Below are 25,228 nucleotides of genomic sequence, written 5' to 3'. Positions count from 1 at the left end.
TCACTTGAGGGGTTGAACGACGACCGCTGCGGCGGCAGGCTGCGCCGCGGTCTCTTCCCAGGGGGCAAGGAGGGGTTCCACATCCACGGACTGCCCCTGCACGATGAGGGAAAGATGCAGATGCGGCCCGGTCACGCGCCCCGTGGCGCCGACCTTGCCGATGATCTGCCCCTTGCGTACCTCCTGCCCGTTCCGCACCAGCTGTTCGGACATGTGCAGATAGGCGGTGAAGACGCCCTGCCCGTGATCCAGATACACGGTCTTGCCGGAAAAATAGAGATCATCGCACAGCACCACGCGCCCGTCGGCACAGGCCCTGATGGGCGTCCCGCTGGCGCCGCGCAGATCGAGGCCCCGATGATAGCCGCGCGCCTGGCCGTTGAAGACGCGCTTGAGGCCGTACAGGCTGGAGATGCCTCCCGGCACGGGCCGGGCAAGCGGCAAGGTCCATTGCCGTACGGGCGAATAGCCGGCCAGCGCGGCCCTGACCTGTTCCCTGTCCCGGCGGATGCGTTCCATGACCTTGGCGGGCGGATCCACATACTTCTTGTCCACGGTCAGCTTCTGCACCGGGCGCTTGCGGTCGAAAAGCCTCACCGCCGCCTGCGGGGAACGACCGCCGCCCGCTGCCGAGGCCGACAGGGAAAGGCGGTCCTCCCTGGCTTCCAGCGGGACGGAAAGCAGCATGACAGCTTGCCAGGCCGGCGTCCCCCGCGGGGTGGTCATAGCCTCGGCCTGCGCGCGCCATTGCTTGCCGCGCCAGGAAAAGATCACTTCCCGCACCGGCGTATCGGCAGCGGCCAGCGCCAGGAAAGCGTCGCCGCGCGCCACCTGTTCCGGCGCCTCGAGTCGCAGCGTCGCCGCCTGCACCATGCCGGCCCAGAGGCAGCACAACGCGGCAATGCCCCCGGACAGAAGCGTCATTCGAAACGAGCGGCGCAACAGGCCCGCGCCCTGAAGCATGTGGGACATCATCCTTCTCCTTCTGTCGCCGCCGGCGGCGTATCCGAACGGGGGCTGATTTGAGCGACTGTAACCCCCAGAGCCCCATCCTGCAAGCGAATGCTCAGCTCCTGTCCGCCATGCGTCTGCCGGACGCTGTGCACCACGGCTCCCCGCGCGTCGGCAACGAGCGCGTAGCCGCGCGCCAGCGGCGCGAGGGGATCGCAGGCGGTCAGCCGCACATCCAGCCGCTCCAGCCGCGCTTGCGCCCTGTCCGTGTACTGCCGGCCGCCCGCCCTCAGGCGCTGCTCCCACCAGAACACATCCTGCCGACGCCGCACCAGCAGCCGGGGCAGTGCAGCCCGCAGGCGCTCTTCCAGCGCCCCGCTCTCCCGTTCCGGGACGGTCAGCCGGGACGGCCCCCAGAGTGAACGCAGCATCCGCGTGAGATGATCCGTCTGCCGCTGCCGCCTGTCCAGCATTTCGCACGCGGCCCGTCGCAGGGCGGCGGCAAGACGGCCCCGCGCGCTTTCCAGCCGTTCCAGCTGGCGCTGCGGCGCATGGGCGCGCAGCAGACGCGCCAGACTCCCCAGCCGCAGTTCCTGCCGCTCCAGCCGCCGTTGCAGACAGCGAAAAAGGGCGGCATCCATATCATCGAGCAACTGGAACAGTTCCTGTCGTGTCGGCCAGAGCAGTTGCGCCGCATGCGAGGGGGTCGCGGCCCGCACATCGGCCGTCAGATCGGCCAGCGTGACGTCCACTTCATGCCCGATGCCGGCCAGCACCGGCAGGCGGGAACGAAACACGGCCTCGGCCACCTCCTGCTCGTTGAAGGCCCAGAGGTCTTCCAGCGAACCGCCACCGCGGATGAGGACGATGACCTGCGGCCCGTCAGGCAACAGCGCATGGGCATTGGCCGTTTCCAGCGCGCGCACGATGGACGGCGCCGCGCCGTCGCCCTGCACGGTCGCCGGATACAGCCGTATCCGCGCCGCCTGTCCGCGCTGGCCGGCCAGACGCCAGAAGTCGTGGATGGCCGCGCCGTGGGGAGAGGTGATCAACGCCACTCGCGCGGGATTCCAGGGCAGACGGCGCTTGCGCTCCTGCGCGAAGTAGCCGAGCGCGGCAAGACGGCGCTTGCGCTCTTCGAAAGCCTGGGCAAGGCCTCCCTGCCCGGCGGGCTGCACGAGCTCCACCACCAGCTGATACTGTCCGCGCGGGGCATATATGCCCACATGGCCGGCGCAGATGAGCTCCGCCCCCTGCCGGAGCAGTTCCTCCGGGGCGGGCGGCGGCGTTTCAAAGACTTCGCCGGTCAGGGGATCGAAGGTCCCCCGCTGCCGCTGCTGCTGCCGGAACCAGACGCACTGGAGCTGCGCATCGGCATCCTTGAGCGTGAAATAAAAATGCCCGGATGCGGGACGGGCAAGATTGCCCACCTCGCCCCGCACCCAGACAAAGGGGAAATGGCGCTCCACCATGCGGCGGAGCTGTTCCGTCAGCTGGCGGACGGACTGAATGGTCATATCGTTCGACACTGGCCTCTCCGGCCCCGCCGCGTCAGCGGGGACCGCTCTCCGCCTGGCCGGCTCAGGCCATGCGGGCCCGCCAGCCCTGGCGCACCGTTTCCATCCAGGCGGCCAGCGCCTCGGGCAGCGTTTCCAGCGACAGCTCGCCCTTTTCGCCCGTGCGCCTGTCCTTGCATTCCACGATGCCGCGCGCAAGCCCCTTGCCGCCTACGATAAGCTGCATGGGCGCGCCGATGAGGTCCGCATCCTTGAACTTGACGCCGGGCCGCTCTTCACGATCGTCCAGCAGCACGGAAACGCCCTGCCCTTCCAGCATGTCGTGGATGGCGTCGGCCCGGGCGGAGACGTCTTCCTTACCGGGATCGAGATTGAGCAGGATGCACTGTACCGGGGCGATCTGCGGCGGGAAGATGATGCCGTTCTCGTCGTTGTTCTGCTCGATGGCCGCAGCTACCACGCGGGAGACGCCGATGCCGTAGCACCCCATGATCATCACGCGTTCCTTGCCGTTCTCGTCGAGGAAGACGGCATGCATGGCGTCGCTGTACTTGGTGCCCAGCTTGAAGATGTGCCCCACTTCGATGCCCTTGGGCAGCTCGATGGGCGCGCCGCAGCGCGGGCAGCGGTCGTCCGCCGTGATGGCCCGCAGATCGGCATAGGACGTGACCGAGGCGTCCCGCGCCAGGTCCACATGCAGCAGATGCGCGTCCGCGGCGTTGGCGCCCGTCACATAATCCGTCGCGCCCTGCAGCTCGGCGTCCGCATAGACGGGCACATCCAGGCCCACCGGCCCGGCAAAGCCCACCGGCGCATGGGTCAGGGCCTCCACCACATCGCCGCTGGCCAGCTGCACATCCTGCGCCTTGAGCAGGTTCTTGAGCTTGATGTCGTTGACTTCGCGGTCGCCGCGCACGAGGACGGCCACATGCCTGCCGTCCACGGTGAACAGCATGGTCTTGACCACGCGCTCGGGCGCGACGCCCAGCATGGCGCTCACTTCCTCGACGCTGTGCGCGCCGGGCGTGGCCACCTGTTCACGAGGCGGACAGCCCGTCGTACAGGGGTCGCCCTTCCAGACCACTTCGGCGCGCTCCACATTGGCGGCATAACGGCAGGAGGTACAGGCGGCGATGGTGTCTTCCCCGGTATCGGCAAGCACCATGAACTCATGCGAGAAATTGCCGCCGATGGAGCCGGTATCCGCTTCCACGGCCCGGAAGCGCAGGCCGAGGCGCTGGAATATCCGCATATAGGTCTCGTACATGATGGCGTAGCTGGCATCGGCCGCCGCATCATCCACGTCGAAGGAATAGCCGTCCTTCATAACGAATTCGCGCCCGCGCATGAGGCCGAAGCGGGGGCGGATCTCATCGCGGAACTTGCTCTGGATCTGGTAGAGGCGCACGGGGAGCTGACGGTAGGAGCGCACCTCGCCGCGCACCAGGTCGGTGATGACTTCCTCATGCGTGGGGCCGAGGCAGTAATCCCGATCGTTGCGGTCCTTGAAGCGCAGCAGTTCCTTGCCGTAATGCTCCCAGCGGCCGGTCTCCTTCCAGAGATCGCCGGGGATGACCGAGGGCATGAGCAGTTCCTGGAAGCCTGCGGCGTTCATCTCCTCGCGCACCACGCGGGCCACGTTGTCGATGGCCCGCAGGCCCAGCGGCAGATAGATGTAGACGCCGGACGTCAGCTTACGGACCATGCCCGCACGCAGCAGCAGTTTATGGCTTGCCACCTCGGCCTCGGCCGGGGTTTCCTTGAGGGTGGGGATATAACAGGAACTGAAGCGCATCAGGCGGTTTCCTTTTCCTTGAGCAGGAGTTGCAGTTCTTCAAGAAAAGCCGCCAGCAGGGCATCCTGCCCTCTGACGGAACGTATGACTTCTCCCTTGCGGAAGATGAGCCCCTTGTCCCGGCCGCCGGCAAGGCCGAGATCCGCCTCGCGCGCTTCGCCCGGCCCGTTGACCACACAGCCCATGACCGCCACCTTGATGTCGGCCGTGGATTCCGCAAGCCGTTCTTCCACCGCGCGCGCCAGCGTGAAAAGGTCGATCTCCGTGCGCCCGCAGGTGGGACAGGAGATGATCTCCGGCCCGCGCCGCCGCAGGCCGAGGGCACGCAGGATCTCATAGGCCACGCTGACCTCTTCCGCGGGGTCGGCCGTCAGCGAGACGCGCAGGGTGTCGCCTATGCCCTCATGCAGGAGGATGCCCAGCCCCACGGCGGATTTGACCGTGCCGCGCATGAGCCCGCCCGCCTCGGTGATGCCGATGTGCAGCGGATAGTCGCATACGCTGGCCAGCAGACGGTAGGCCTCCAGCGTATCCGGCACGGAGGAGGACTTGAGGGATATCTTGGTGTCGTAAAACCCGCGTGCCTCCAGCATGCGCACATGCCCGAGCGCGCTCTCCACCATGGCCTGGGGGCAGGGCCCGCCGTACCTGGCGAGCAGCCCTTTTTCCACGGAGCCGGAATTGACCCCGACGCGGATGACGGCCCTGTGGGCCCTGGCCGCGTCCACCACGGCATCCACATGTGCCCGCGGCCCGATATTGCCCGGATTGATGCGCAACCCTTCAAGTCCCGCTTCAAGGGCAGCCAGCGCCAGCCGGTGGTCAAAATGGATATCGGCGATGAGCGGCACCGGCGAGGCGTCGCGAATGGCCCGCAGAGCGGCGGCGGCGCTTTCGTCGGGCACGGCCAGCCGGACGGCTTCGCACCCGCGGCGCACAAGGGCCTCGATCTGCCGCAGCGTGGCCGCGACATCTCGCGTATCGGTATTGGTCATGCTCTGCACGACGATGGGGGCTCCACCGCCGATGGTCAGTCTGCCCAGCTGCACGGAACGGGTCTTGCGGCGCTCGATCATCCTTTTCTCCCGGACGTATGCGATGGACGACAGCCCGGAAGCGGGCCGCAGCATCATGGAAGAACCGCGAAAGGTTGTATGCTATTTCCCTCCGCAAGCCAAGCCTTATAAGCGGAAGTCCCGGGACGCATCCGCCGCCCCGGCGGTTTTTTGCCACGCCGCATGCCCTGTCCCGCCCGGATAACGTCTTTCCCTTTGCCTGCTTTTTCGCTATATTGCCTTTGCCGGAGGGGGAAGGCCCCGCACGCTCCGCCATGACGATACGGGCAGTTTTTACCGGAACGAAATTTGCATATTTCTGCCGAAGAGCCCGGCAGCAACGGATATGCGTCATTTCTGCCGGCGTGCTCAAGTTTTTTTCCATACTGCCGTTAAGCTTCGCAAGACCTTCACCTCAAGAGGTGCCTATGTTTCACATGTCCCCTGCCCCATGCCGCCGCTTCTGCCTGCTGCTTCTGCTGCTGGCCGCCCTGCTCACGGCATGCACCCGTTCCTCCGCCCCCACGGATCCCGAGTACATCGACGCGGTGGAGCTCAAGCTCAAATGCCGGGAACTGGCCGATCAGATGCTGGCCACCATGCCCAATGACGCCCTCAAGGGCGTCGTGGCCCTGCCGACATCCTTTGTGGAGCAAGGCAACCGCAGCGTGAGTTCCCCGCTGGGCCGCCTTATCTCCGAAGCGCTCATCTACGAATTCAATCAGCGTGGTTTCCCTGTGCGGGAGTATCGTCTGGCGGGCAAGGTCTCCATCACCGGGGGCAGGGATGACCTCGCCTTCCTCAACAATGTCAGCATCCCGGTGGGTCAGAAGTGGGCAGCCCTCATCGTGGGGACCTACTATGTGGACAAGGACGCCACCTTCGTCAACGCCCGTCTGGTGCGGGCCACGGATGGCCTTGTGCTGCGGACGGGCCAGCTTGTGCTGCCCAATACCGGCATCGTGCAGCGCATGTCCGAATCCGACGTGCAGCTGGCCTCCCGCAAGGCCGCGGCAAGCAAGCCGCTCAAGTACGGACAGAACGGCTATTACCCCCCGCTCTACACCCCGGGCTCCAGCCTGAGCAGCGGCTCCCTCCCCATCCGGCAGAGCAAGTAGGTCTTCAGGAGATATCGCAATGACGTTCAAGCACATCCTCGGTCTGACGGCCGCCAGCGGTCTGGCCTGCACCCTCCTGCTCTCTCCCGTGCTGCTGCCGGTCCCCTGCCAGGCGGTGGAGGCCTCGTTCAGCACCAACGCCCTGAGCAGGCGGTATGTAAAGGAAGCGCGGGCCTTTCGGGCACAGGGCCGGTACGAACTGGCCCGGCAAAGTTATGTGCAGGCGCTCTCCGTCTGCCACGATCCCCAGGAATACGAAACCATCAAGCAGGAGCTCAACGGTATCGAGATGCTGCTGCGAACCATGCGCTAGGTACGGCCATGAAACGTCTTTTCATCCTGCTTCTTGTTACGGCCCTGGCCCTCTCCCCGCTGACGGCGGCCGCCTTCTTTGAAGGCAACGTGCCCTCGGCGGCGGACGACATCACCGATCAGATAGACGATCAGCTCATGGCCCGCTATGCCGGACGCGACCCCGACATGAGCAAATCCAACCGCGAGGCGGTGGCGCGTGCCGGCATCATGATCCTGGGCACTTCGCCGGTCAATATCAATGACCTGGATGAGAGCAGCCCGCTCGCCCGGCAGATGATGGAAGAAGTCTCCCGCGGGCTCATGCAGAAGGGCTACCGCTTCAAGGAGCTGCGCAGCGGCAGCTATATCCGCTTCGACAAGCGCTCCGGCGAATTCCTGCTGACCCGTGACGTCCGCAAGCTGCAAAGCCACACCGGCACCGGTCAGGCCGTCATGGCCGGGACTTATGTGGTGACCGGCGAGCAGGTGCGTTTCAGCATCCGCATCATCCATATCCCTTCCAACGAAGTCATGGCCATGGGCATGGCGACCGTCCCCATCACCGCCGACATTTACCCCCTGCTCCGCGACCCCTACAATCCTTCCCGTTCGGGCAGCGGCGTCCCCTCCTCCTACACCCGGCTGCAATAGACCTTGCCGTCCGGCTCCATATTGACTATAAAATGCCCCGGCGCGTCCGGGGCTTTCTGTTTCGCGCTGCTCCGCATTCCGCGGCCATCCACCCAAAGGAGAACGCATGGCTCTCAGCATCGGTATCGTCGGGCTGCCCAACGTGGGCAAGTCCACCCTGTTCAATGCCCTGACCAAGGCCCAGAATGCCCAGGCCGCCAACTATCCCTTCTGCACCATCGAGCCCAACAAAGCCACGGTGGCCGTGCCGGACGTGCGCGTTGACGCTCTGACCGCCAAGGCAAAGCCCAAGAAAACCATCCATGCCAGCGTGGACTTCATCGATATTGCCGGTCTGGTCCGAGGCGCCAGCAAGGGAGAAGGACTGGGCAATCAGTTCCTGGCCAATATTCGCGAATGCGCCGCCATTGTCGAGGTGGTCCGCTGCTTTGAGGACGACAACATCACCCATGTGGACGGCACGGTGGACCCGCTGCGCGATATTGACACCATCGAGACCGAATTGCTCCTCGCCGATATCCAGAGCGTGGAAAAGCGGCTGGAAAAATTGCAGAAGATGGCCAAGGGCAGCAAGGACGCCAAGGCCGCGGCGGAGATCATGCAAGACCTTCTGGCCGCGCTCAATGACGGAAAGCCCGCCTCGACCTTCTCCCTGCCGGACAATGAGGCCTTTTTGCAGTCCTGGCGCGAACTGGGCCTGCTCACCGCCAAGCCCGTCATCTACTGTGCCAATGTGGACGAAAGCGCCGTGGCCGACGGCAATGCGCTCTCCGCCCGCGTGGAGGCCCTTGCCGCCGAACGCCATGCCGGCTTTGCCCGCATCTGCGCCAAGCTGGAAGAGGAACTTCAGGGACTCTCGGCCGAGGAACAGGCGGAGATGCTCGCCTCCTACGGCATCGACGAGAGCGGCCTTGTGCGCATCATCCGCACCGGCTACGCCACGCTCGGCCTGTGCAGCTACTTCACCGCCGGGCCCGACGAAGTGCGCGCCTGGACCATCCACAAGGGCTGGAAGGCCCCGCAGGCTGCCGGGGTCATCCACACGGACTTCGAACGCGGCTTCATCCGTGCCGAAGTCATCTCCTATGACGATTACATGAGCCATGAAAGCGAGGCCGCCTGCCGCGCCGACGGCGTGCTGCGCGTGGAGGGCAAGGAATATGTCGTGCAGGACGGCGACGTCATGCACTTCTTGTTTAATGTATAGGATGAAGTTTCAGCACAGATTGAACAGGCTGGAAAGACTGACCGCCTGCGGTCAGCCCGCAACGGCGGCTGACTTCTCCCGGAAAGCCCCTGCACAGGCAGGGGCTTTCCGGCATCCTGCGACCGTCTCCCCTTTCGCGGCGGGGAGATAACGCATCCAGCCTTTTTCAAAGGCCGAATGCGCTAAAAAAAGAGGAGGAGAACCCTCCTCCTCTTTTTCCGCGTGTCATGCGACATCAATCAGCGGGCGGCCGGCACGGATGCGGGCGCCTGCTGCACGCCCGGGGCCGGTGCAGGCATCTGGGCGGGGGCCGGCGTCTGCATGGGCGTCGCCGGAGCGGCCGGCGCGGGCGTCACGCCAGGCTGCGGCGCAACGTCCTCCACCCCCACGATGCGCACGCCGAATTCGGCAACCGCATCGGACGGCGCATAAAAGAGCACCATGAACGGCACTTCGCCGCCCGGGGGCACATTGGAATTGCGGATGTAAATATCCGTACTGCTTTGCAGGAAGGATTCCATCTCCTTCTCGCCGAGCACCTGCAACTGGAAGAGCGAGAGCTGGGAACCGGCAAGCTGCTGCTTCACGGCCAGCGGCTTCTTGTCCTTGTCATAAATGGCCGCCTCGACGCGGATGAGCGCCTTGGGCTGCGGGAATTCGTTACGCACATCCCCGACGATGACGCAGACCTTGCCGACCTTCTCATTCTGCACATAGTACTGACGCACGTTGCGCATGGTCAGCATGGCGACGCGCTGGGCCAGTTCCGCATCCGACAGCTGCGGTTTCTTGTTTCCCGTCGGGAACTGTATGTAATACCAGTATCCCGCCCCGCCCAGCACAAGCAGGAACACCAGCAGACCGATCCAGACAAGATAGGGGGAGCTCTTCTTTTCCTTTTTTCGGACCGGGGCCGCCGCTTTGGCCGGAGCCTTCCTGGCGGCAGTCCCGGGCTTCCCGGGGGCCGCCTTGGGCGTCGCCTCCTTCCCGGGAGTTTCCAGCGTGAAGACGTTCTTGCAGACCGAGCAGCGCAGCTTGGCGCCGGGCTTGACGAGCTTGTCCGGCAGATTGAAGCGGCTGCTGCAATGAGGGCATTGAACTTCCATGCGTATACCTCGACAACAGACTAGACGGACAGCAGTTCATAAATGGCGGGCAAGGCGCGATAACGCTCGGCATGATCGAGCCCGTAGCCCACGATGAAGCCGGAATCCAGCATGAAGCCGGAAAAGGCCACCGGAACGTCCACTTCCCGCCGCTCCGTCTTGTTGACCAGCGTGGCGATACGGACGCTGCGCGCTCCCCTGCCCGCCAGAAGATCCAGCAAAAACCGCAAGGAATGGCCGGAATCCACCACATCTTCCACCACGAGCACATGCTTGCCGCGCACGTCGCATTCCAGGTCCTTGGTCAGCCTGATCTCACGGCTCGTCACCGTTCCCGCGCCGTAGCTGGAAATGCGGACGAAATCCATCTCCAGATCCTCGCGGCTGATGGCCCTCGTCAGGTCGCTGAAAAAATGGACGGCCCCCTTGAGGACGCATACGGCCACCAGCGGCTCACCCGTATAGACGGCCGCGATCTCCTCTCCCAGCTCCGCCACGCGTGCGGCGATGTCTTCCTCGCTGAAAAGCAGTCTGGCCGTCATTATCCGTCGCTCCCCACCTGTTTGAAGACCGCCGTTTCGTCGCAGCAGTCGGGATATTTGGCGCAATGCACGCAATCCGACCAGATCTTCTGCGGCAGAGTGCCCTTGTCGATGATCTCGTACCCGAGCCGGGAGAAGAACTCCACCTGATAGGTCAGCGAAAAGACGCGGCGGATGTGCAGCGCCTCACAATCGGACATGCAGGCTTCCACCACCTTGCGTCCGAGCCCGTGCCGGCGCAGATCCTCCCGCACCACCAGGGAGCATATCTCCCCCAGGTCATCCCAGACGGGAGCCAGCGCGCAACAGGCGGCAATGCCGCCGTCCGGCGCATCCACCACCCAGAAATTGCGCACATGACCATACAGGAAAATGAGCGCGCGCGGCAGCAGCAAGCCCTTTTGCGCGCAGTCCAGCAGGAGGGCGTGGATATCCTTCACATCATCCATGTGCGCCTTGCGCACGGACCAATCATACGCCATGACTTAATCTTCCAGCAGTTTGTCAAAAATTTCCACAAGATCCTTGTGTTCCACAAGGCCGGAACCCGCCAGCACCACGTCCCCCTTCCTGTTGATGAAAACGTTGAAGGGGATGCTGCTGATGCCGAAGGCGCGCGTGATGCTGTTGTCGGCCATGTAGACGGGGTACTTCACGCCCAGCTTCTGCAGGAAGCCGGGAACGGCGTTCTTGTCCTCATCCACGGACAGGCCGATGATCACGACACCCTTATCGGCATATTTTTCATGCACGTTTACCAGATCAGGGATCTCCATCCGGCAGGGCGGGCACCAGGTGGCAAAAAAGTTCAGCATGATGGCCTTGCCCTTATTTGCCGCCACGACAGCATCCAGGCCTTTCCGGTCAAGGGACTCGAGGGAGGCCGCAGACGCCAGCGCCGGCAGCAGCAGGACAAGCAGGAGCGCAAGAGACAGTCTTTTCATGAAGCGTTACACCTGACTGATGAATTTTTTCGCCGCGCGCACGGAACTGACGGCGTCTTCGCAATACGCGTCCGCCCCGATGGCGTCCGCAAAGGCCTGCGTCACCGCCGCGCCGCCCACCATGACCCTGATGGGCAACCGGCGCTCGCGGATCAGCCGGATGGTGTCCTCCATCCTGACCATGGTGGTGGTCATCAATGCCGACAGGCCGATGATACGCGCCTTGTGTTCCAAAGCGCAAGCCACAATGGTCTCGGCAGGCACATCTTTTCCCGCATCGATGACGTCGAATCCGTGGTTGCCCAGCAGCAGGGCCACGATGTTCTTGCCGATGTCGTGGATGTCGCCCTCCACCGTCGCCACCACGATGGTGGGACGTTCTTCGGGCCCGCGACTTTCTTCAAGCAAAGGTTTAAGTTCGGCAAAGGCGGCCTGCATGGTCTCGGCCGAGCGGATGAGCTGCGGCAGGAAGTATTCCCGGCGTTCATAACGGTTGCCGACCTCCGTGATGGCCGGGATGAGCACCTCGTTGACCAGCGTAAAAGGCTGGGCCCCTTTTTCAAGTTCCGCGCGAAGGAGCGGAAGCACGTTCTCCTTGTCGCCCAGGAGGACGGCCTCGCCCAGCGTGGCCGCCCGCGCCGCCGCGGGAATGGTGGCCGCCGTGTTGGGTGCGGCCGCCTTCCACTGGGCATAGCGGGGAATGAAGGTGGCCGCATGCGCATCATGGCCGCGCAGGACATTAAGGGCATCAAAAGCTTCGTGCAAGCGTGCGGCGGAAGGATTGGCGATGCAGGAACTCAGCCCCGCCCCCGCCCCCATGCAGAGGAAGGAAGCATTGAGCAGGTCCCGGGCGGGCAGACCAAAGGACAGGTTGGAAAGGCCCAGCGTGGTGGGCAGGCCCTGTTCCCGGCACCAGCGGATCATGTCCAGACAGGCCAGCGCCCCCTCCGGCTTGGAGGAAACGGCCAGCGCCAGGATATCCACCAGCATGAGACGGCGGGGGATGCGCAGCGCTTCGGCCTCGCCCAGCAGCTTCTCCAGGATGGCGATGCGCTCGGCGGCGCTCACGGGCAGTTCCGCGCCCTTGAGCGGCAGCAGGATGAAGGGCGCGCCGAAATCCCGGCACAGCGGGCCGAGCTTTTCCATACGTCCGCTCTCCCCGCTCACGGAGTTGACCAGACAGGAGCCCGGACAGTACGGCAGCGCGGCGGCGATGGCGTCGGCATTGGAAGAATCGAGCGAAAGCGGCGTCGCGACGCGCTCCACGAGCCGGCTGGTCAGCTCCGGCAGCAATTTGCCCTCATCCACGAGGGAGGCCCCCACATTGACGTCCAGCACCTGCGCGCCGGCCGCTATCTGCTCGTCGGCAAAGCGCAGCGCCTCGTCGAAACGCCCTTCCTGGAGCTGGGCGGTGAGCTCCTTCTTGCCTGTGGGATTGATGCGCTCGCCGATGATGACGAAGGGCGCATCGGGCGCAAAGCGCACGAGCCGGGAGCGGCTGGTCAGACACATGCCGGGGGAGGCGACAGCGGGCGTGGAGACGATCTCCACCCTGTCGAGCGCCTGACGCAGCGCGGCCAGATGCCGCGGGGTCGTGCCGCAGCAGCCGCCGAGCACACGCGCCCCCTGCGCGGCAAAGCACGCCGTCTTTTCGGCAAATTCGTCCGGCCCCAGCGGAAAGACCGTCACGCCGTCGCGCAGCTCCGGCAGGCCGGCATTGGGCTCGACCATGACCGGACAGGCGCAGACGTCCAGCAGCTCGCGCACCACGGGCGCCATCTGGTCCGGCCCGAGGCTGCAGTTCGTCCCCACCACGTCCACGCCGAGGTTCTGCATGGTCTCGGCGAAGATGGTCGGGCTGGAGCCGGTGAGGCTCACTCCCTGCTCGAAGGTCATGGAGACCATGACCGGCAGGTCGCACACCTGACGCGCCGCCACCACGGCGGCCCGGGCCTCGGCAAGGTCGAACTGCGTCTCCACCAGCAAAAGGTCACAGCCGCCGGCCACCAGACCGCGGATCTGCGCGGCAAAGGCGGCGATCAGGTCGGCTGGTTCCACATCGCCCAGCGGACGGGCAAAATGACCGGACGGCCCCACATTGCCGGCCACGAAGACCCGGCGCGAACTGCGGGACGCCGCGGCCCGGGCCGCCTCGACCATGCGGCGGCTGAAATCGAAGACGTCCAGCCCGGCGGGCAGCTTGTAGGGATTGCCGCCAAAGGTGCAGGCCGTGATGATGTCCGCCCCCACATCCACATAGGCGGCATGGATATCCTGCAGGATGTCCGGTCGCTGCATACAGAATTCTTCCGGGCTGACGCCGAGCGGCAAGCCGGCGGCCTGAAGCATGGTTCCCATGGCTCCATCGAGCATGAGCGGGCGTTTTTCCGAAAGTCTGTCCAGGAACGGCGATGCTGACATGACGAATCCTTTCTGTGCTGTGCTGCAAAAATTCATTCCTTCCGGGGCATTTCCCCCGGACAGGTTTTTATTACTGAAAAACATTGAAAAGGACAAACCAAAACTATAGGATTGTCTCTTCGGGGAAATGCTCCCCTTTCTGCAACGCCCCAACATCCAAGACACCTCATGGCAGACAAGGCCGAAAAAGAGGCCGGCTCCCCCGTGGTGGACCGGCCGGACGTGGAAATCCTCCCCCCGCCTGACACGAACATGCGCCCCCCCTCCGCGGCATCGTCGCGGCGGAAAGACGCCTGCGCCCCGGAGGAAAGCGACCGGGAGCCGTCGGAGCATGCGGCCGACATGGCCCTGGATGCCGACGAACCGGAGCATGACGACCTGGACGCCGACACGCTGGACGCCGACGCCTACGGAGACGATCCGCTTTTCCTCCCCGAAGCCCCGCATGACGACGACGCCCTGCCCGCCCCGTCCGAAGCGCGCCTGCCCGTGCAGGCGGGCAGCAAGGACAGCCTGCAACTCTACCTGAGGGAGATCAGCCGCTTCCCCCTGCTCAAGCCGGACGAGGAACACGAACTGGCCCTGCGGGTACGGGATCACAACGACCCGGATGCCGCCTTCCGCCTGGTCTCCTCCCATCTGCGGCTCGTGGTGCGCATCGCCATGGACTTCCAGCGCCGCTGGATGCAAAACGTGCTCGATCTCGTGCAGGAGGGCAACGTGGGCCTCATGCGCGCGGTCAACAAGTTCGACCCGGACAAGGGCATCAAATTTTCCTACTATGCCTCCTTCTGGATCAAGGCTTACATCCTCAAGTTCATCATGGACAACTGGCGCATGGTGAAAATAGGGACCACCCAGGTCCAGCGCAAGCTGTTCTACAATCTGAACCGCGAGCGCCAGAAGCTCATCGCGCAGGGCTTCGATCCCGATGCGGCCATGCTGTCCGAGCGCCTCGGCGTCAGCGAGGACCAGATCAACGAGATGGACCAGCGCCTCGCCGCCGGCGACCTGTCGCTCAACGCCCAGGTGGGGGACGAGCCCGGCGGCGCCACCCGCATGGACTTCCTGCCGGCGCTCGGCCCCGGCATCGAAGACGACCTGGCCAGCGGCGAGATGGCCGGCATCCTGCGGGACAAGATCAAGACCCTCCTGCCGAAACTCAACGATAAAGAGCTGTATATCCTGCAGAATCGCCTTCTCACGGACGATCCTGTCACCTTGCGCGAGATCGGCGAACGGTATAACGTGACGCGCGAGCGCGTTCGCCAGCTGGAAGCGCGCCTGCTGGAAAAAATCCGTCGGCATATTGCGGGCGACGTCAAGGACTTTTCAGACGAATGGATCCAATCCTAGATGAAACGCGGTAACTTCCCGATGAAATGCGGCAATTCCCTCCTGCTGTGTGCCGCGCTGATGGGGGGCATGGCTCCCTTTGCCCTGCTCGGTTGCGGCGGCTGCGCCAACCAGAACAACGCGGCCTCCGCGGAGCGCACTCTCTCCGGCGTGGAGACCCGGCCGCCGGCGGCGAACCTTTCGGCCGAGGCGGAGGATACCTATGCCTATCTCGTGCTTATGCAGCTCATGGGCGGCGGAGGGGAAGCCCCCCGTGAAGAGGACATCCGTCAAGCGGTCGCCCTGCTCAAGCGCAGCCGCGTCCCGGCCAGCGCCTGGCTGGACGGGGCCGTCTGGCTGCTGGGCCGGCATTCCGATCTGGTCGTCCCCTTCCTTGAGGACGCGCTGACCGCGCACCCCGACGATCTCTCGCTGACCATGCTCTATGCCGAAACCCTGGCCGACCGCAAAATGACGCAAAAGGCCATCGGCATCATGCAAGACTACATTGCCCGCCACCCCGCGAAATCCGACGCCCAGGTGGAACTGGCCCTGCTGCTGGTCAAGGATGGGCGCTTCGACAAAGCCGACGCCATGCTCAATGCCCTGCCGGAAAAGGCCCGTACCCCGCTGGTGGACTACAGCCATGCCCGCGCCCTTGCCGGCATGGGCCGCAAGGACGAGGCCATCGCCAAGCTGAGGCGCGCCATAAAGGAAATGCCCGAATTCGTGGAAGCGCTGGCCGAGCTGGCCTTCCTCCATGAACAGCGCGGCGAATGGAAAGAGGCCCGTACCGTCTATGAACGCCTTGCCAGACTGAATTTCTCCCCCGAGGAAGTGACGCTGCGGCTCGTCAACATCTCGCTCCAGCTCAATCAGCCGGACATGGCGCTCAAATACATGCGCAACGGTCCTGATACGCTGGCCTTCAAGCTGACGGTGGCCCGCCTGTTCATGGATTCCCGCCATTATCTGCAGGCCGAAAGCCTGCTGCGGCAGGTGGCGGACGATCCCGCCGCCCCGCCGGAAGTCTTCCTCCTGCTGGCGGATCTGGCCTATCAGCAGCGCCGGGACGTCTCCCAGGCCCTGAGCTGGCTCAACAGGGTTCCGGCCGAAGGCAGCGCCGCGCCCCGCGGCGCGCTCCTGCGGGTGCAGATCATCGCCGAATCCGGCAAGAACGAGGACGCCTTGCGCCTTGTGCAGGAGGGGCGTCGCCATTATGCGGATATGCCCGAATTCTACTCCCTCGAGGCCCGCATCCTCGTACGGCTGGAACGCAAACAGGAAGCGCTGGCCATCATCCGCGAAGGGCTGAAGACCTGGCCCGCGGACGAGGACCTCTCCTTCCTGCTGGGCAGTCTGCTGGACGACATGGGCGACAGGGACGCCGCCCTTGCGGCCATGGAAAACCTGCTGGCCAACCATCCCCGCAACGCGCAGGCGCTCAATTACGTCGGCTACTCCCTGGCCGAACGCGGCCAGGACCTGCCCCGCGCCATCGATCTGCTGCGCAAGGCCGACAGCCTGTCCCCCAATCAGTCCTACATCATCGATTCCCTGGCCTGGGCCCTCTACAAGGCCGGCCAGCTCCCCGAAGCCCTGGAGCAGATCCGGCGGGCCGTACGCACGGGCGAGGTCATCGACCCCGCCATCTGGGAGCATTACGGCGACATCGCCGCGGCCATGAACCTGCGGGAAGAAGCCCGCACCGCCTACCAGAAGGCTCTTGACTACAAACCCGCCAATGCCGACGCCCTGCGGCAACGCCTCTCGACACTATGAAACACCGCATCACTTCTCTTTTTGTCGTCCTTGGCCTGACGGCGCTGCTGGCGGCCTGCGCCGGCAAGGGGACGGAACAGCTCCCGCCCCCGGAAAGTCCCGCCGCTGCCGCCCGCAGCGAGAGCCTCTGGCAGGCCCTCGTCCGGCAGAGCGACCGCCATGCTCCCGCCCCCTGTCGCCTGAGCCTGAGCCTGCGCTTCGGCACGGAAGGCGACACCCGGCGCGTCACGGCCCTTTTCTGGGGGAACGACGACAAGCACCTGCGGCTTGACGTCATGGCGGGCGTGGGCGCCGTCATCGCCAACATCGTTGAAGCGGACACGCGCTTCCTCATCTACAGCCCCCGCGAAAACGTCGCCTACTTCCATGAGGGCAGCACCAAGCCGCTGCTCAAGGTCGGCGTGCCCGTCCCGCTGGCGCTGGCCGATCTTTCCGCCCTGCTCAACGGGCGGTATCTGCGGGCATTCGGGGAGGGGCATACGCCTGTGGCCGCCCCGTCGCCCGATACGGCCGCCTTTGCGCTGGAAAAACGCTTCGGCGGCGTGCTCACGCTGGATGCGCAGGGCCTTCCCGTCAGCTGGACGGAAAACGGCGACAAGGGATGGCGCATGACCATCCTCTATGATGACCGGCAGCTGCCCCGCCGTCTGGATCTCCTGCACGCCAACGGACAGAAGGCCATCGTGCTTGTCAAGCAGCGCGACGGCGTGCAGCGGCCCTTTACCGAAGAACAGCTCGGGCTTGCCCTGCCGGAAGACACCCCCCTGCTGCCGCTCTCGCGATACCGGGCCCCGGCAGACGGAAAGTCCGCCCCGTAAGGAGAACGAATGGAAACCATCCATATTGCCTGCGACCATGCCGGTCTCGAATTGAAGGAAACGCTGAAAGCCGCCCTGGAAGCCCGGGGGTTCAGCACCTGCGATCATGGCACAAACAGCCGGGAAAGCTGCGACTACCCGCAGTACGCCCATGCTCTCTGTGCCGCGGTGGAGGCGGAGAACGGACGCGGCATCCTCATTTGCGGCACGGGCATCGGCATGTCCATCGCCGCCAACCGCCATGCGGGCATCCGTGCGGCGCTCTGCACCACCGAGCTGCACGCCCGTTTCACCCGCCTGCACAACGATGCCAACGTGCTTTGCCTCGGCGCCCGCGTGACCGGCGTGGAGCTGGCTCTTGCCATCATGCACGTCTTTCTGGACACCGCCTTTGAGGGCGGCCGCCATCAGCGCCGCATCGATCAGCTCAACCCGCAGCCCGCCAGGTAACGACCATGCAGCTCTACAACACCCTGACCCGCAAAAAGGAAACCTTCACCCCCCTGCGTCCCGGCAAGGTGCATATGTACGTCTGCGGCATCACCGCCTACGACTACTGCCACATCGGGCATGCCCGCTCGGCCATCGTCTTTGACCTGCTGGTCCGGCATCTGCGCGCGCAGGGACTGGAGGTGACCTTTGTCCGCAACTTCACGGACGTGGACGACAAGATCATCCGCCGCGCCAATGAGGAAGGGCGGGACTGGAAGGAAGTGGCCGAGACCTACATCCGCGCCTTCCACGAGGATATGGATCGTCTCAACGTCCTGCGCGCCGACCACGAGCCGCGCGCCACGGACTACATCCCGCAGATGCAGGACATCTGCACGAGCCTCATCGAACAAGGCAAGGCCTACGCCACCCCCTCCGGGGACGTCTACTTTCGCGTACGGGCCTATCCGCCCTACGGCAAGCTTTCCGGCCGCAGCCTGGACGATCTGCAGGCCGGGGCGCGCGTGGCCCCGGGCGAAGAGAAGGAAGACCCGCTGGACTTCGCCCTCTGGAAAGCCGCCAAACCCGGCGAACCCTTCTGGGAAAGTCCGTGGGGCAAGGGACGTCCCGGCTGGCACATCGAATGCTCGGCCATGAGCAAGCCCTACCTGCCGCTGGACATCCACGGCGGCGGTCAGGACCTCATCTTCCCCCACCATGAAAACGAGATCGCGCAGACGGAGGCCTCCTGCGGCTGCGAGCTGGCCCGCTTCTGGGTGCATAACGGCTTTGTGCAGATCAATGCCGAAAAAATGTCCAAGTCGCTGGGCAACTTCAAGACCATCCGCGACATCCTGGACGGCTACCTGCCGGAGACGCTGCGCTTCTTCCTGCTGGGCAAGCAGTACCGCAGCCCCATCGACTTCAGCCCCGAAGCCATGGACGAGGCCGAACGCGCCCTGCAGCGCATCTATGAGTGCCTGCGCGAAGTCCATGCGGCACGCGAGCGTGCCAGCTGGAAAAAGATCGCCCTGCCCGCCGATCTGCTGGCGGAATGGCAAAACCTCGCACCGTCCGTGACGGCCGCCCTGGACGACGACCTGAACAGCGCGCAGGCCTTCGGGCATATCTTCACCCAGATCCGTCTCGTCAACCGCCTGCTCGAAGACAAGAGCCTGCGTGCCGGCGAAGGCGCGCGGGATCTGTTCGACGACTTCCTGGCCCGCGTGGGCGACTGGCATACCCGCCTCGGCCTGTTCGGGCAGGAGCCCGCCGCCTTCCTGACGGCCATGCGCGATCAGAAGGCCCGCCGCCGGGGTCTGGACACGGCGCGTGTGGAAGAGCTCATGGCCCGCCGGGCGGATGCCCGCCGCAACAAGGACTTTGCCCTTTCCGACAGCCTGCGGGACGAGCTGGCCGCCCTTGGCGTGCTGGTTCGGGATACCCCGCAGGGACAGCAATGGGATCTCGCCTGAAGCGACATCCCCTCTTCATCCATCCCGTGAAAGGAGGGCCCATGCGAACCGTCATCACCTGCTGCGTACAGGGACTTCGGATAGCCCTCCTTGTTCTGCTGGCATGGCAGCTCGCCGTCGGACAGGCCCACGCCTTCTTTTTTGGAGGGGTCTCCCTCAAGGACGAAAAGAAGATGGGCCAGAAGTTCGACACCATGATCCGCTCCAACCTGCCCCTGGTGCAGGACCCGGAGGTCAGCCACTATGTGGAAAGCCTCGTGGACAGGCTGGTCAGGGCCATCCCGCCCCAGCCCTTCACCTTCCGTTCCGGGGTCATCCTGCATCCGCAGCTCAACGCCTTCGCCGTGCCCGGCGGATACGTCTATGTCTTCACGGGCCTGATTATGAACCTCAACAACGAAAGCGAACTGGCGGGCGTGCTGTCGCATGAGCTGGCCCACGTCACCCAGCGTCATGTGGCCTCGCGGCTGGAGCGGGCCCAGGTGGTCAGCATCGCCTCGCTGCTCCTGGCCGTGGCCGGCATCGCGGCCGGCGGTTCCGGCGGCGGCGCGGTGGCCGTGGGGGCCCTCGGGGTCGGACAGTCGGCCATGCTCAACTACAGCCGCATCGACGAAAACGAGGCCGACCACATCGGCCTGCAATATCTGACGGCCGCCGGCTATCCCCCGGCGGGCATGGCGGGCGGCTTCAAGGTCCTGCGCCAGAAAAGCTGGATGAGCGGCGCCAGCGTGCCGGCCTATCTCTCCACCCACCCGGACATCGGCGACCGCATCAACGGCATCATGGCGCGCGTCACGGGCATGAAGGAGAGCGTCCGCAGCCGGCGCGTGGACAACAGCCGCTTTTTGCGGGTCCAGACCCTGCTCTGGGGCCGCTATGGCGACGATCAGGTCGCCCTCCAGCGCTTCAGCGGCAAGGACGGCCTGTCGCTCATGGGGCGGGGCATGGTCTATGCCCGCCGCAACGATGTGGTGCAGGCCGCCAAAAGCTTTGACGCCGCCGTGGCGGCCGCTCCCGCCGATCCGCTCGTCCTGCGGGAGGCCGGCGCCTTCCACTACCGCAAGGGAGACATGCGCAAGGCCGAACCCCTGCTGACCCGCGCCATGCAGCTTGACCCCCGGGATTATATGGCCAGCTTCTTTTATGCCCGCCTGCTGGACGAGACCGGACGGGCCGCCCAGGCGGACCGCTACTACAAGGATGTGCTGCGGCAGGTCCCCGAGGAAGCCGATGTGCATGAGGCCTACGCCCGTTCGCTGGGGCGCGCCGGCCGCACCGGCGCGGCCTATGTGCATATGGCCTACAGCGCCATCTACGCCAACCGCCGCAAGCAGGCCAAGCGCTATGTGGAAGAAGCCCGGGCCAAGGCCCGCGGCGCTGCCGACGCCCCTCTGCTCAAGCGTCTGGAAGCCGTATACAAGGAACGCAAGGAAATGTGGGAAGACGACTGATGGAAACGCATGCCACCACCATACTGGCCGTCCGCAAGGACGGCATCGTGGCCATGGCCGGAGACGGCCAGGTGACGCTGGGCCAGAACATGATTATGAAGCATTCGGCGCGCAAGCTGCGCCGCCTGCATGACGGCAAGGTGCTGGCCGGTTTTGCCGGCGCCACGGCGGACGCCTTCACCCTGTTCGAACTCTTTGAGGCCAAGCTCAAGGAGTTTCGCGGCAATCTCGTCCGCGCCGCCGTGGAGATGACCAAGGAATGGCGCAAGGACAAATACCTGCATAAACTGGAAGCCATGCTGCTGCTCGCCGACAGCGAACATATCCTGCTGCTGTCCGGCACGGGCGACGTCATCGAGCCGGATGACGACGTGGCGGCCATCGGCAGCGGCGGGCCCTATGCGCTCTCCGCCGCGCGCGCCCTGCTCCGGCACAGCGATCTCCCGGCAAGGGACATCGTACAGGAAGCCATGCGCATCGCTTCCGAGATATGCGTCTACACCAACGATCATTTCACGGTGGAAAGCCTCTGATGTCCGACAGCGATCCCCAGCCGCTGACCGCCGTGAAGGAGGCCTCCCCCCTGTGCCTGACGGCGGGCTGCAAGGTCAATCTCGGCCTGCGCATCACCCGCGTCCGGCCGGACGGCTACCACGAGCTGGATTCCCTGTTCCTGCCGCTGTCCGAGCCGAGCGACCTGCTGGAGCTGACCGTCATGGAGGGGGCCGCGCCCGGCATCGCCGTCACCTGCGATGCCGGCATCCTCGATCCGTCCGACAACACGCTGACCAAGGCCTATACGGCATTTTGCCAGGCCAGCGCCCCGCCGCCGCCCGCGCTGCATGTGCGGCTCCACAAGGGCATCCCCTCAGGAGCGGGCCTTGGCGGCGGCAGCAGCGACGCGGCCGCCCTGCTGCGCTGGCTCAACGCGGCCAGCCCCACCCCGCTCGCGCCGGACGCCCTGGCCCGCACGGCCCTGCGCGTGGGCGCCGATGTGCCCTTTTTTCTGCAGGACGGCCCCTGCCGCGTGCGGGGCATCGGGGAAATCATCGAACCGGCGTCCGTGGATCTGCCGGGAACCAGCCTGCTGCTCGTCTGCCCGGAAGAACGCGTCAGCACCCCGTGGGCCTATCGCGCCTATGATGCGCTGGCGGCAGCGAATGCCGGAGAGGTGGACGGTGAGGACTTGACAAACGCCCCGATGCAGGCTAAAGGAACAGCTCTCTCGACCATGCCGGACATAAGCACAGCGGCGACGGCCTGTTTTCGTCGCTGCCATGCTCTTGCCATGCGTAATGATTTGGAAGAAGCCGTTGCGCGGGGATATCCGGTCATCACCGCCGTCAGGCAGGCCCTGACGCGTTACGGGGCATGGGCTGTTGTCATGAGCGGCAGCGGCTCTGCGGTCGTCGGCCTCATTGCCGCCGGAGAGGCGGAGACGGCCCGCGCCGCACTGACGGGAGACGGCTGGCGCACATATGTGCAGACGCTCTGATACTTGCTGGGATGTCGCCAAGTGGTAAGGCAACGGGTTTTGGCTCCGTCACACGAAGGTTCGAACCCTTCCATCCCAGCCACATAACCCCTACGGCGCAAAGGCACGCAGATGATGTTCAGCGATCTGAAGATTGTCACAGGTTCTTCCAACCCCGATCTGGCCAAAGCCATTTGCAACCATCTTGGCTGCCAGCTTACCCCTACCCTTGCCACAACCTTCAGCGACGGCGAACTGCGTATCGAGATCGGCGACAACGTACGCGGGGACGACGTTTTTGTGGTGCAGCCCACCTGCCCGCCGAGTGTCAACCGTAACTTCATGCAGCTCTGCCTTATGCTGGATGCGCTCAAGCGCGCCAGCGCCGGTCGCATCACCGCCGTCATTCCCTATTATGCCTATGCCCGCCAGGACCGCAAGGTCAGCCCGCGTGCGCCCATCAGCGCCAAGATGGTCGCCGACTTCATCAGCACGGCCGGCGCCGAGCGCGTGGTGACCATCGATCTGCATGCCGGCCAGATTCAGGGATTTTTCGACTGCCCGGTGGACAATCTGTTTGCCACCCCGGTTATGATGGAACCTCTGCGCAAATACAGCGAAAATGACGACATCGTCATCGTCTCGCCCGATGCGGGCGGCGTGGAGCGTGCGCGCTCCTACGCCAAACGCCTCAATGCCCCGCTGGCCATCGTGGACAAGCGCCGCGACAAGCCCAATCAGGCGCAGGCCATGCACGTCATCGGCGAGGTGGAAGGCAAGGTGGCCATCGTGGTCGACGACATGATCGACACGGCCGGGACCCTGTGCGCCGGGGCGGAAGTGCTGCTCAAGTACGGCGCTTCCAAAATCATTGCCTGCGCCACCCATCCCGTGCTCTCCGGGCCGGCCATCGAGCGCATCAACAATACCGCCGCGCTGGACCGCGTCATCGTGACCGACACCATCCCGCTGGGCGACAAGCTGGCGGCCTGCCCCAAGCTGGAAGTGGTCTCCGTGGCGGCCCTTCTGGGCAAAACCATCCACAACATCCATACCGGTTCCTCGGTGAGCGTGTTGTTCGTCTAATGTTGAAGTACGGGAGCCCTTGCCCCGTTCCATAAAAAATACGAGTGTTTTCCGCCTCGCAGCGGCAGACAGTGAAGGAGAAGACAATGAGCATTGAAAAGACGTTGAGCGTGCAGAAACGTGAAGACAGCGGCAAGGGCCCGGCGGGTCGTGCGCGCGCCCAGGGCCTCGTCCCCGGGGTGTTCTATACGGCCGATGGCAAAAATATCGCTGTTCAGGTCCCTTCCCTGCCCGTGGAAAAGCTGTATGGCGAAATGGGCCGCACGTCCGTGTTCAATCTGGAGATCGACGACAACGGCACCAAGACCGTCTACCCCGCCCTGTTCTGGCAAGTGCAGATGCACCCCTACAAGAAGGAATTTACCCATATCGACTTCTACGGCGTGGATCTTGACAAGGAAGTCAAGGTGGACGTGCCGGTGGAATATGTGGGCGTGTCCCGCGGCGTGAAGCTCGGCGGCGTCATGGAGACCTATCGGGAAGTCGTGCGCCTCAGCGCCAAACCCATGGACATGCCGGCCAAGATCACCATCGACGTGACGGATATGGACATCAACAGCAGCGTGACCATCGAGACCCTGCCCCTGCCCGCCAATGTTTCCGCCGTGTTCGATCAGAACTACGCGCTGGTGAGCATCATCGACAAGTCCAAGGTCAAGGGCGACGCTGCCGAAGGCGAAGCTCAGTAAGCCTTTTTTCCGCTGTTCTTTCGGGCCGGTTCCCCACAAGGAGCCGGCCCTTTTTTCCACATGCCCATAGCTTTCACCCCATCCCCCTTGTGCCTGGCCTTCCGGCGCGTACCGCTTTCTTCCCGCAAGGGCGGAGCCCTGCTGGATGTTTGGCCGCGCGATGGCGCAGCTACCGTCCTCTTCCTGCCGGGCACCATGCTCGGCCCGCTGCAGTATCGCGTTTTTTTACGCGCACTGTACGCGCAGGGCTTTTCTGTCGCGGCCCTGCATCTTACCGGTCATGGCGACACACGGCATATCTGGCGCTTCCATTTGCCCGATCTGCTGGATGACGTGCGTCGTGCCGCGGCATGGCTGCACCAAACCAGCGGCAGCCCCGTCATCCTCGGCGGGCACAGTCAGGGCGGCATTATGACGCTGGCGCTGGCCTGCGGCGGCAGCCTGCCCGACGAGAACGGCCGTCAGCGCATCACACTTGCCCCGCTTGACGGCGTGGCCGCCTTTTTTGCCGTTTCCGCCGTTTTTCCGCAGTCTGCCGATCTGCTGCGCCTCACGCTGTTTGCTCCCCTGCTCGCCCATCGCCCCAGCATCCAGAAAAACATGCTGCGCCTGGCCCGACGCTTTCCCGCGCTTCCCCTGCCGCTTTTCAGCTATCTTTCCCCGCGCCGCCTGCTTGCCGGGCATGGTACGGTCGATCTGCCGCTTGCCGGCCGGCGCTTCACCTACCCGCTGGCCCTGCTGTCGGACCTCCTTTCGCTTCGCCTCAACGAAACCGCACACCGACCGTTCTTGCTCATGGGAGCCCGCAACGACGCGCTGTTCACGCCGGATATCCTGCGTGCCACGCTTGCCCGCCTTGATGCACCCTCCAAGGCGCTCCACCTGCTTCCCACCGGCGGGCACATGCTGCTCATGCAGGAAGAGACGGCCCGGGAAGCCGTAGCCTGCGTGACCCTGCATGCCTGTGCCCTGGGGCTGCCGCTGCGATGCGGCTGCGGGCCATCGGCATGCTAGGGGCTGTTTCTAAAAAAGCTGGACATCTTGAATGACTCCTGCTTTCCTGTTTGTTATGAGCAGACATGACA

24 protein-coding genes and 1 tRNA gene are annotated in these 25,228 nt (G+C 64.7%); 16 read left to right on the top strand and 9 right to left on the bottom strand.

The genetic code is table 11. The features are described from left to right. The 4 genes from Q0J54_RS01700 to ispG are packed head-to-tail and all read right to left on the bottom strand — an operon-like array spanning nucleotide 1 to nucleotide 5,393. Complete coding sequence (locus tag Q0J54_RS01700) at nucleotides 1–972, bottom strand: M23 family metallopeptidase (protein ID WP_296303572.1); 972 nt, start codon at nucleotides 970–972, stop codon at nucleotides 1–3. Continuing rightward, nucleotides 972–2,480 (bottom strand): exodeoxyribonuclease VII large subunit, encoded by a 1,509-nt coding sequence (xseA, locus tag Q0J54_RS01695; protein WP_366141664.1) that lies wholly within the window; start codon nucleotides 2,478–2,480, stop codon nucleotides 972–974. The genes Q0J54_RS01700 and xseA overlap by 1 nt, the downstream gene beginning before the upstream one ends. A gap of 52 nt (nucleotides 2,481–2,532) precedes the next feature. Further along, nucleotides 2,533–4,263: a proline--tRNA ligase gene (locus Q0J54_RS01690; RefSeq protein ID WP_296303571.1), complete on the bottom strand. Its 1,731-nt coding sequence runs from the start codon at nucleotides 4,261–4,263 to the stop codon at nucleotides 2,533–2,535. Further along, a complete protein-coding gene (gene ispG / locus Q0J54_RS01685) occupies nucleotides 4,263–5,393 on the bottom strand; it encodes a flavodoxin-dependent (E)-4-hydroxy-3-methylbut-2-enyl-diphosphate synthase (RefSeq protein ID WP_296303629.1) in 1,131 nt (376 codons plus the stop codon). Before ispG ends, Q0J54_RS01690 begins: the two co-directional genes overlap by 1 nt. Before the next feature lie 362 nt (nucleotides 5,394–5,755). On the opposite strand from ispG, the gene Q0J54_RS01680 reads away from it, so the two are divergent. From Q0J54_RS01680 to ychF, 4 genes are all read left to right on the top strand, one after another. Then, complete coding sequence (locus Q0J54_RS01680; RefSeq protein ID WP_296303570.1) at nucleotides 5,756–6,436, top strand: FlgO family outer membrane protein; 681 nt, start codon at nucleotides 5,756–5,758, stop codon at nucleotides 6,434–6,436. A gap of 19 nt (nucleotides 6,437–6,455) precedes the next feature. Continuing rightward, a complete protein-coding gene (locus Q0J54_RS01675) occupies nucleotides 6,456–6,749 on the top strand; it encodes a hypothetical protein (protein ID WP_296303569.1) in 294 nt (97 codons plus the stop codon). A gap of 8 nt (nucleotides 6,750–6,757) precedes the next feature. Continuing rightward, a complete protein-coding gene (locus tag Q0J54_RS01670) occupies nucleotides 6,758–7,381 on the top strand; it encodes a FlgO family outer membrane protein (protein ID WP_296303568.1) in 624 nt (207 codons plus the stop codon). A 106-nt stretch (nucleotides 7,382–7,487) separates the two neighbouring features. After that, a complete protein-coding gene (gene ychF, locus Q0J54_RS01665; RefSeq protein ID WP_296303567.1) occupies nucleotides 7,488–8,588 on the top strand; it encodes a redox-regulated ATPase YchF in 1,101 nt (366 codons plus the stop codon). Between the two features lie 239 nt (nucleotides 8,589–8,827). Here ychF and Q0J54_RS01660 read toward each other — a convergent pair whose 3' ends face one another. The 5 genes from Q0J54_RS01660 to Q0J54_RS01640 are packed head-to-tail and all read right to left on the bottom strand — an operon-like array spanning nucleotide 8,828 to nucleotide 13,601. Next, on the bottom strand, nucleotides 8,828–9,694 hold the full coding sequence (locus Q0J54_RS01660; RefSeq protein ID WP_296303566.1) for a DUF3426 domain-containing protein: 867 nt from the start codon (nucleotides 9,692–9,694) through the stop codon (nucleotides 8,828–8,830). Between the two features lie 20 nt (nucleotides 9,695–9,714). Continuing rightward, nucleotides 9,715–10,236 carry a hypoxanthine phosphoribosyltransferase gene (gene hpt, locus Q0J54_RS01655; RefSeq protein WP_296303565.1) on the bottom strand — a complete coding sequence of 174 codons (522 nt, stop codon included), beginning with the start codon at nucleotides 10,234–10,236 and terminating at the stop codon, nucleotides 9,715–9,717. After that, the gene (locus tag Q0J54_RS01650; protein ID WP_296303564.1) at nucleotides 10,236–10,718 is read right to left on the bottom strand and encodes an N-acetyltransferase; all 483 of its coding nucleotides are present in this window, start codon (nucleotides 10,716–10,718) and stop codon (nucleotides 10,236–10,238) included. Before Q0J54_RS01650 ends, hpt begins: the two co-directional genes overlap by 1 nt. 3 nt (nucleotides 10,719–10,721) lie before the next feature. Beyond that, nucleotides 10,722–11,180: a TlpA disulfide reductase family protein gene (locus Q0J54_RS01645; protein ID WP_296303563.1), complete on the bottom strand. Its 459-nt coding sequence runs from the start codon at nucleotides 11,178–11,180 to the stop codon at nucleotides 10,722–10,724. A 6-nt stretch (nucleotides 11,181–11,186) separates the two neighbouring features. Continuing rightward, nucleotides 11,187–13,601 (bottom strand): homocysteine S-methyltransferase family protein, encoded by a 2,415-nt coding sequence (locus Q0J54_RS01640; RefSeq protein ID WP_296303562.1) that lies wholly within the window; start codon nucleotides 13,599–13,601, stop codon nucleotides 11,187–11,189. A 342-nt stretch (nucleotides 13,602–13,943) separates the two neighbouring features. On the opposite strand from Q0J54_RS01640, the gene Q0J54_RS01635 reads away from it, so the two are divergent. The 12 genes from Q0J54_RS01635 (at nucleotide 13,944) to Q0J54_RS01580 (ending at nucleotide 25,157) form a co-directional block, all read left to right on the top strand. After that, nucleotides 13,944–14,957 (top strand): RNA polymerase sigma factor RpoD/SigA, encoded by a 1,014-nt coding sequence (locus Q0J54_RS01635; RefSeq protein ID WP_296303628.1) that lies wholly within the window; start codon nucleotides 13,944–13,946, stop codon nucleotides 14,955–14,957. Next, nucleotides 14,958–16,718, top strand: coding sequence for a tetratricopeptide repeat protein (locus Q0J54_RS01630; protein ID WP_296303561.1), 1,761 nt, complete (start codon nucleotides 14,958–14,960; stop codon nucleotides 16,716–16,718). Continuing rightward, on the top strand, nucleotides 16,715–17,536 hold the full coding sequence (locus Q0J54_RS01625) for a hypothetical protein (protein ID WP_296303560.1): 822 nt from the start codon (nucleotides 16,715–16,717) through the stop codon (nucleotides 17,534–17,536). The genes Q0J54_RS01630 and Q0J54_RS01625 overlap by 4 nt, the downstream gene beginning before the upstream one ends. Nucleotides 17,537–17,545: 9 nt before the next feature. Then, on the top strand, nucleotides 17,546–17,986 hold the full coding sequence (gene rpiB, locus Q0J54_RS01620) for a ribose 5-phosphate isomerase B (protein WP_296303559.1): 441 nt from the start codon (nucleotides 17,546–17,548) through the stop codon (nucleotides 17,984–17,986). A 5-nt stretch (nucleotides 17,987–17,991) separates the two neighbouring features. Next, on the top strand, nucleotides 17,992–19,443 hold the full coding sequence (gene cysS / locus Q0J54_RS01615; protein WP_296303558.1) for a cysteine--tRNA ligase: 1,452 nt from the start codon (nucleotides 17,992–17,994) through the stop codon (nucleotides 19,441–19,443). A 41-nt stretch (nucleotides 19,444–19,484) separates the two neighbouring features. Next, nucleotides 19,485–20,894 (top strand): M48 family metallopeptidase, encoded by a 1,410-nt coding sequence (locus tag Q0J54_RS01610; RefSeq protein ID WP_296303557.1) that lies wholly within the window; start codon nucleotides 19,485–19,487, stop codon nucleotides 20,892–20,894. Then, a complete protein-coding gene (gene hslV / locus Q0J54_RS01605) occupies nucleotides 20,894–21,427 on the top strand; it encodes an ATP-dependent protease subunit HslV (protein WP_296303556.1) in 534 nt (177 codons plus the stop codon). The genes Q0J54_RS01610 and hslV overlap by 1 nt, the downstream gene beginning before the upstream one ends. Continuing rightward, nucleotides 21,427–22,389 carry a 4-(cytidine 5'-diphospho)-2-C-methyl-D-erythritol kinase gene (ispE, locus tag Q0J54_RS01600; protein WP_296303555.1) on the top strand — a complete coding sequence of 321 codons (963 nt, stop codon included), beginning with the start codon at nucleotides 21,427–21,429 and terminating at the stop codon, nucleotides 22,387–22,389. Before hslV ends, ispE begins: the two co-directional genes overlap by 1 nt. 7 nt (nucleotides 22,390–22,396) lie before the next feature. Beyond that, a tRNA-Gln gene (locus Q0J54_RS01595) sits at nucleotides 22,397–22,471 on the top strand. A 32-nt stretch (nucleotides 22,472–22,503) separates the two neighbouring features. After that, nucleotides 22,504–23,454 (top strand): ribose-phosphate pyrophosphokinase, encoded by a 951-nt coding sequence (locus tag Q0J54_RS01590; RefSeq protein WP_296303626.1) that lies wholly within the window; start codon nucleotides 22,504–22,506, stop codon nucleotides 23,452–23,454. Nucleotides 23,455–23,540: 86 nt separating this feature from the next. Beyond that, nucleotides 23,541–24,143, top strand: a complete 603-nt coding sequence (locus Q0J54_RS01585) for a 50S ribosomal protein L25/general stress protein Ctc (protein ID WP_296303554.1) — start codon at nucleotides 23,541–23,543, stop codon at nucleotides 24,141–24,143. A gap of 60 nt (nucleotides 24,144–24,203) precedes the next feature. After that, nucleotides 24,204–25,157, top strand: coding sequence for an alpha/beta fold hydrolase (locus Q0J54_RS01580; protein ID WP_296303553.1), 954 nt, complete (start codon nucleotides 24,204–24,206; stop codon nucleotides 25,155–25,157). Nucleotides 25,158–25,228: the final 71 nt, after the last annotated feature.

Origin of the sequence: uncultured Desulfovibrio sp. (assembly GCF_944324935.1) — a bacterium.
GTDB lineage: Bacteria > Desulfobacterota > Desulfovibrionia > Desulfovibrionales > Desulfovibrionaceae > Desulfovibrio.
The sequence above is the reverse complement of the archived record's forward strand: the minus strand, read 5'-3'. Positions and strand labels throughout refer to the sequence as shown.

Excerpts from the sequence above, each read along its gene's own strand:
- Q0J54_RS01700 (WP_296303572.1), bottom strand. The coding sequence starts at position 972 with ATGTCCCACATGCTTCAGGGCGCGGGCCTGTTGCGCCGCTCGTTTCGA.
- Q0J54_RS01690 (WP_296303571.1), bottom strand. The coding sequence starts at position 4,263 with ATGCGCTTCAGTTCCTGTTATATCCCCACCCTCAAGGAAACCCCGGCC.
- ispG (WP_296303629.1), bottom strand. The coding sequence starts at position 5,393 with ATGCTGCGGCCCGCTTCCGGGCTGTCGTCCATCGCATACGTCCGGGAG.
- Q0J54_RS01680 (WP_296303570.1), top strand. The coding sequence starts at position 5,756 with ATGTCCCCTGCCCCATGCCGCCGCTTCTGCCTGCTGCTTCTGCTGCTG.
- Q0J54_RS01675 (WP_296303569.1), top strand. The coding sequence starts at position 6,456 with ATGACGTTCAAGCACATCCTCGGTCTGACGGCCGCCAGCGGTCTGGCC.
- Q0J54_RS01670 (WP_296303568.1), top strand. The coding sequence starts at position 6,758 with ATGAAACGTCTTTTCATCCTGCTTCTTGTTACGGCCCTGGCCCTCTCC.
- ychF (WP_296303567.1), top strand. The coding sequence starts at position 7,488 with ATGGCTCTCAGCATCGGTATCGTCGGGCTGCCCAACGTGGGCAAGTCC.
- Q0J54_RS01660 (WP_296303566.1), bottom strand. The coding sequence starts at position 9,694 with ATGGAAGTTCAATGCCCTCATTGCAGCAGCCGCTTCAATCTGCCGGAC.
- hpt (WP_296303565.1), bottom strand. The coding sequence starts at position 10,236 with ATGACGGCCAGACTGCTTTTCAGCGAGGAAGACATCGCCGCACGCGTG.
- Q0J54_RS01650 (WP_296303564.1), bottom strand. The coding sequence starts at position 10,718 with ATGGCGTATGATTGGTCCGTGCGCAAGGCGCACATGGATGATGTGAAG.
- Q0J54_RS01645 (WP_296303563.1), bottom strand. The coding sequence starts at position 11,180 with ATGAAAAGACTGTCTCTTGCGCTCCTGCTTGTCCTGCTGCTGCCGGCG.
- Q0J54_RS01640 (WP_296303562.1), bottom strand. The coding sequence starts at position 13,601 with ATGTCAGCATCGCCGTTCCTGGACAGACTTTCGGAAAAACGCCCGCTC.
- Q0J54_RS01635 (WP_296303628.1), top strand. The coding sequence starts at position 13,944 with ATGGCCCTGGATGCCGACGAACCGGAGCATGACGACCTGGACGCCGAC.
- Q0J54_RS01630 (WP_296303561.1), top strand. The coding sequence starts at position 14,958 with ATGAAACGCGGTAACTTCCCGATGAAATGCGGCAATTCCCTCCTGCTG.
- Q0J54_RS01625 (WP_296303560.1), top strand. The coding sequence starts at position 16,715 with ATGAAACACCGCATCACTTCTCTTTTTGTCGTCCTTGGCCTGACGGCG.
- rpiB (WP_296303559.1), top strand. The coding sequence starts at position 17,546 with ATGGAAACCATCCATATTGCCTGCGACCATGCCGGTCTCGAATTGAAG.
- cysS (WP_296303558.1), top strand. The coding sequence starts at position 17,992 with ATGCAGCTCTACAACACCCTGACCCGCAAAAAGGAAACCTTCACCCCC.
- Q0J54_RS01610 (WP_296303557.1), top strand. The coding sequence starts at position 19,485 with ATGCGAACCGTCATCACCTGCTGCGTACAGGGACTTCGGATAGCCCTC.
- hslV (WP_296303556.1), top strand. The coding sequence starts at position 20,894 with ATGGAAACGCATGCCACCACCATACTGGCCGTCCGCAAGGACGGCATC.
- ispE (WP_296303555.1), top strand. The coding sequence starts at position 21,427 with ATGTCCGACAGCGATCCCCAGCCGCTGACCGCCGTGAAGGAGGCCTCC.
- Q0J54_RS01590 (WP_296303626.1), top strand. The coding sequence starts at position 22,504 with ATGTTCAGCGATCTGAAGATTGTCACAGGTTCTTCCAACCCCGATCTG.
- Q0J54_RS01585 (WP_296303554.1), top strand. The coding sequence starts at position 23,541 with ATGAGCATTGAAAAGACGTTGAGCGTGCAGAAACGTGAAGACAGCGGC.
- Q0J54_RS01580 (WP_296303553.1), top strand. The coding sequence starts at position 24,204 with ATGCCCATAGCTTTCACCCCATCCCCCTTGTGCCTGGCCTTCCGGCGC.